The 4708-nt window shown below is 72.0% G+C and carries 4 protein-coding genes; 2 read left to right on the top strand and 2 right to left on the bottom strand.

Going from position 1 to position 4708, the window contains the following annotated elements:
• Positions 1 to 52: 52 nt before the first annotated feature.
• Both ACFWEP_RS31820 and ACFWEP_RS31815 read right to left on the bottom strand, forming a co-directional pair.
• Positions 53 to 664 (bottom strand): DUF1349 domain-containing protein, encoded by a 612-nt coding sequence (locus ACFWEP_RS31820; RefSeq protein ID WP_387375338.1) that lies wholly within the window; start codon positions 662 to 664, stop codon positions 53 to 55.
• A 5-nt stretch (positions 665 to 669) separates the two neighbouring features.
• Positions 670 to 2181 carry an aldehyde dehydrogenase (NADP(+)) gene (locus ACFWEP_RS31815; protein WP_387375336.1) on the bottom strand — a complete coding sequence of 504 codons (1512 nt, stop codon included), beginning with the start codon at positions 2179 to 2181 and terminating at the stop codon, positions 670 to 672.
• Between the two features lie 180 nt (positions 2182 to 2361).
• Here ACFWEP_RS31815 and ACFWEP_RS31810 point away from each other — a divergent pair, with 180 nt between their 5' ends.
• Positions 2362 to 3132 (top strand): IclR family transcriptional regulator, encoded by a 771-nt coding sequence (locus ACFWEP_RS31810; protein ID WP_328722378.1) that lies wholly within the window; start codon positions 2362 to 2364, stop codon positions 3130 to 3132.
• A gap of 106 nt (positions 3133 to 3238) precedes the next feature.
• Entirely contained in the window at positions 3239 to 4690 is a 1452-nt protein-coding gene (locus ACFWEP_RS31805) for a peptidoglycan D,D-transpeptidase FtsI family protein (RefSeq protein WP_387375334.1), read from the top strand.
• The last annotated feature ends 18 nt before the right edge of the window (positions 4691 to 4708 follow it).

The raw sequence follows: 4708 nt of genomic DNA, 5'->3' as shown, positions 1-4708 counted from the left end.
CCGGACGGAGGCGGCGGGCAGGGGCCGGGGTACGAGCGGCGGGCGAGAGCGCTCAGCTGCCGTCGCGCAGGTCGGCGACACCTTCCGGGCGGAAGGCGATCCGGTCGAAGGTGACCTCGCAGCCGTCGCCCACGGGCGCCTGGACGAGGAAGCCGACCGAGGCGGAGGCCGTGCCCTCCGGGTCGCCGAGGGCGAAGACGCGGACGAAGGTCCAGGCGACACCGTCCGGCGAAGCGTGGAAGGCGAAGGCGCCGCCGTTGCGGCTGAGCCGCAGCCAGAAGGTGTCGCCGTCCACGGTGAAGGAGTTGACGTCGTCGGAGACGCCCCGGGTGACGACCGTGCAGATGGTGGGCACGGCGGGCGAGAGCTCCAGGCAGATCTTCGCCCAGTCGTGCTCCCCGACGTGGAGGTAGAGCACTCCGGCGTCGTAGGCACCGGCGAAACCGACCTTGACCCGGGCGAGCAGCTGGAAGTCACCGGCGGGGGCGGTGCCCAGCAGGCGCGGTGCGTCGCTCGTCGGTTCGAGGGAGTCGCCGCCGGGCGGTACGAAGCGGTCCTGCTGGGCGCCCGCGGTGCCGGTCAGCGCACCGGCTTCGTAGGTCCACTTCCCCTCGGGGCCGAACGGCTCCAGCTCGAAGGGGAGTTCGGGAATGCGCACGGTCATGGTCGTCATCCGTTCACCCGGCGGGGCAGGCCCAGCGGGTTGTCGTCGTGGAGCTCGGGCGGGAGGAGGCCTTCGGGGGTCGACTGGTACGTCACCGGGCGCAGCCACCGCTCGATGGCGGTCGCGCCGACCGAGGTCGAGGTGGACGTGGTCGACGGGTAGGGACCGCCGTGGTGCTGGGCGGGCGCGACGGCGACACCGGTGGGCCAGCCGTTGACGAGTACCCGCCCGGCGAGCGGGGTGAGGGCGGCGAGGAGCGGGGCGGCGCCGCCCGCCTCCTCCTCGCCGGAGATGTGCAGGGTGGCGGTGAGGTTGCCGGGGAGGCGGCCGAGTACGGCGGCGATCTCGTCCTCGGAGGCGTACCGGGCGACGACGGTGACCGGGCCGAAGCACTCCTCCAGGAGCGCCTCGTGCGGGCCGTCCTCGGTGAGGCGGGAGGCCGGGACGGTGAGGAAGCCGGAGGCGACGGCGTGTTCGCCGCCGTCGCCCGGGGTGACGGGCGCTTCCACGTCGGGGAGGGCGGCCCGGTCGCGTACTCCGGCGATGAAGGCGTCCCGCATCCGGTGGTCGAGCATGACGGCGGGGGCGGTGTCGCCGACGGTCGCGGTGAGGGTCTTCACCAGGGCGTCGCCGCTCTCGCCCGCCGGGACCAGGACCAGTCCGGGTTTGGTGCAGAACTGTCCGGCGCCCATCGTCATGGAGCCGCCGAGACCGGCGCCGATCTGCTCGCCGCGCTCGGCCGCCGCCGCCTCGGTGACGACGACGGGGTTGAGGGAGCCGAGCTCGCCGTGGAAGGGGATGGGGGCGGGACGGGCCGCCGCCGCGTCGAACAGGGCGCGACCGCCGCGGATCGAGCCGGTGAAGCCGGCGGCGGAGATCAGCGGGTGGCGGACCAGCTCGACGCCGGCCTCGAAGCCGTGCACGAGCCCGACGATCTCCTCGGGCAGCCCGTGCGTGGCGGCGGCCCTGCGGAGCACGGAGGCGGTCAGCTCGGAGGTGGCCGGGTGGTCGGGGTGCGACTTGACGACGACCGGGCAGCCCGCGGCCAGCGCGCTCGCGGTGTCGCCGCCGGGGACGGAGAAGGCGAGCGGGAAGTTGCTGGCCGCGTAGACGGCGACGACGCCGAGCGGGATCTTCCAGCGGCGCAGGTCGGGCCAGGGCGGGGTACGGTCGGCGTCTTCGTGGTCGATGTGGATGTCGAGGAAGGCGCCCTCTTCGACGACCTCGGCGAAAGCCCGCAACTGGGCTGCCGTGCGCGCGAGTTCGCCGGTCAGTCGGGGTGTGCCGAGCGCGGTCTCCACGTCGGCGGTCGCGACGACCGAGTCCGCCGACCCGGCGAGGAGGTCGGCCGCGGTGCGCAGGAAGGCGGCGCGCACGGTGCGGTCGGCGAGGGCGTCGCGAACGGCGTGCGCCGCCCGCACCACGCGGTCGACCTCCTCCGCTGTAGCCTCCACCGCAACCTGCTCGCGCGGGTTCCCGGTGCGGGGGTCGACGCTCCAGACTGGTGCTGCTGCCACCGTTTTCCCTTCCGTACTCTCTGCCACACGCCAGGAAGTTGTTCGGTATTCTGAACGGCGTTCCTCATCGTGAATGTCCTGGAACTCTATTTCCGGGCGTTCCGCGTTGGCAAGAAGTCACGGGCAAGAAGTCACGGCGAAGTCACGGGATTTCGAAGAAGTTGGGAAGGGGCGAGGGCGATGTCGACTGCCGAGTCTGGTGGGGCGCAGGTCAAGTCCGCGGTACGGACGGTGGAGCTCCTCGAATACTTCGCGGGGCGCCCCGGGATGCACTCCCTCGCCGCCGTGCAGGAGGCGGTGGGCTATCCCAAGTCCAGCCTCTACATGCTGCTGCGCACCCTGGTCGAGCTCGGCTGGGTGGAGACCGACGCCACCGGCACCCGGTACGGCATCGGGGTCCGCGCCCTGCTGGTCGGCACCTCCTACATCGACGGCGACGAGGTGGTGGCCGCCGCCCGCCCCACCCTCGACCGGCTCTCCGACGACACCACGGAGACCATCCACCTGGCCCGGCTCGACGGCACCAACGTGGTCTACCTCGCGACCCGCCAGTCCCAGCACTATCTGCGCCCGTTCACCCGCGTCGGACGCCGGCTGCCCGCGCACTCCACCTCGCTGGGCAAGGCGCTGCTGGCCACCTACAGCGACGAGCAGGTGCGCAAGATGCTGCCCGAGACGCTCCCGGCGCTGACCGAGCACACGCTGACCGACCGCGAGCGGCTCATCGAGGAGCTGCACACCATCCGCGAGCAGGGTTACTCGGTGGACCGCGAGGAGAACACTCTGGGGCTGCGGTGCTTCGGTGTGGCGATCCCGTACCGGACGCCCTCGCGCGACGCCATCAGCTGCTCGGTGCCGGTCGCCCGGCTCACCCCCGCCCACGAGCAGACGGTGAAGGACGCCCTCTTCGACGCCCGCGACCGCCTGACGCTGGCGACCCGCCGCCTCTGAGCCCCGCGCAGCGAGGTCCCCGCGCGGCGGGCGGGGCGCCTGAGAAATCGGTGAGAAGCGGCACGAGCGGGAACATCCGCCGCTCCCTCGTTCGTCCTCCGGGGGGATGAACAAGACGATCAGGCGAACCTCGGTCTTCTGCCTGCTCCTGGTCCTCGCGCTGCTGGTGCGGGCGAGCTGGGTGCAGGTGTACGACGCGAAGGCGCTCGCGGACAACGACAACAACCGGCGGAACACCATCGCGCAGTACGCGCAGCCGCTCGGTGACATCATCGTGGCCGGCTCCCCGGTCACCGGATCCGAGAGGACCACGAGCGGAGACCTCGCGTACAAGCGCACCTACACGGACGGAGAGCTGTACGCCGCCGTCACCGGTTACGGCTCGCAGGCGTACGGCTCCACCCAGCTGGAGGGCATCTACGGCCCGGTGCTCGACGGCACGGACGACCGGCTGAAGAACGCCGCCGACGTGATCACCGGCGAGGCGGCCGCCCCCGGCGACGTGCTGACGACGATCGATCCTGACGTGCAGAAGGCCGCGTACGAGGCGCTCGGCGACGACAAGGGCGCGGCGGTCGCGATGGACCCGAAGACCGGCCGCATCCTCGGCATGGTCTCCACTCCCTCGTACGACCCGTCGACGATCAGCGGGACCACGGACCAGGACGCCTGGCAGAAGCTGCTGGACGACCCCGACAAGTCGCTGGTCAACCGCGCCCTGCGGCAGCCGCTGGCGCCCGGGTCGACGTTCAAGCTGGTGGTGGCGTCGGCCGCGCTGGAGAACGGCCTGTACGACTCGGTGGACCAGGCCACCGACAGCCCCGACCCCTACACCCTGCCCGGCACCACGACCGTGCTGAGCAACGAGAGCGCCTCCGCCCCCTGCGAGAACGCCACCCTGCGCACGGCGCTCCAGTACTCCTGCAACAACGTCTTCGCCAAGGTGGCGGCCGACCTCGGCCAGGAGAAGCTGCGGGCGATGGCGGAGAAGTTCGGTTTCGACACCGAGAAGCTCGACGTCCCGGTGCGGGCCTCGGCGAGCGTGTACCCGAAGGAGATGGACAGCGCGCAGACCGCGCTCACCGGCATCGGCCAGTTCGAGGTCACGGCCACGCCGATGCAGATGGCGATGGTCTCCGCGGCGCTCGCCAACGGAGGTGAGCTGGCGGCCCCGCACCTGGTCTCCTCGGTGACGGACTCCAAGGGGGCGGCGCTCCAGGAGTACCCGGACGGCGACACCGAGCGGGTGGTGTCGGAGTCGACCGCCGCACAACTGCGCAGCGCGATGGTGACGGTGGTCGAGGACGGTACGGGCACCAACGCGCGGATCGACGGCGCCGAGGTGGGCGGCAAGACGGGTACGGCCCAGAACGGCGTGGGCAACGAGAACACCCCGTACGCCTGGTTCACCTCGTACGCGAAGGACGCCACCTCCGGCAAGGAGGTGGCGGTCGCCGTGGTCGTGGAGGACTCGGGGGCCGCCCGATCCGAGGTCAGCGGCAACGGCCTGGCGGCGCCGGTCGCCAGGAAGATGATGGAGGCGGCGCTCGCGGGGTGAGAGCGGGCCGGCCCCTGG

It is taken from the genome of Streptomyces sp. NPDC060198, assembly GCF_042728415.1.
Taxonomy (GTDB): Bacteria; Actinomycetota; Actinomycetes; order Streptomycetales; family Streptomycetaceae; genus Streptomyces.
Note: the sequence above shows the minus strand (reverse complement) of the source record. Positions and strands in the feature narration are given on the sequence as shown.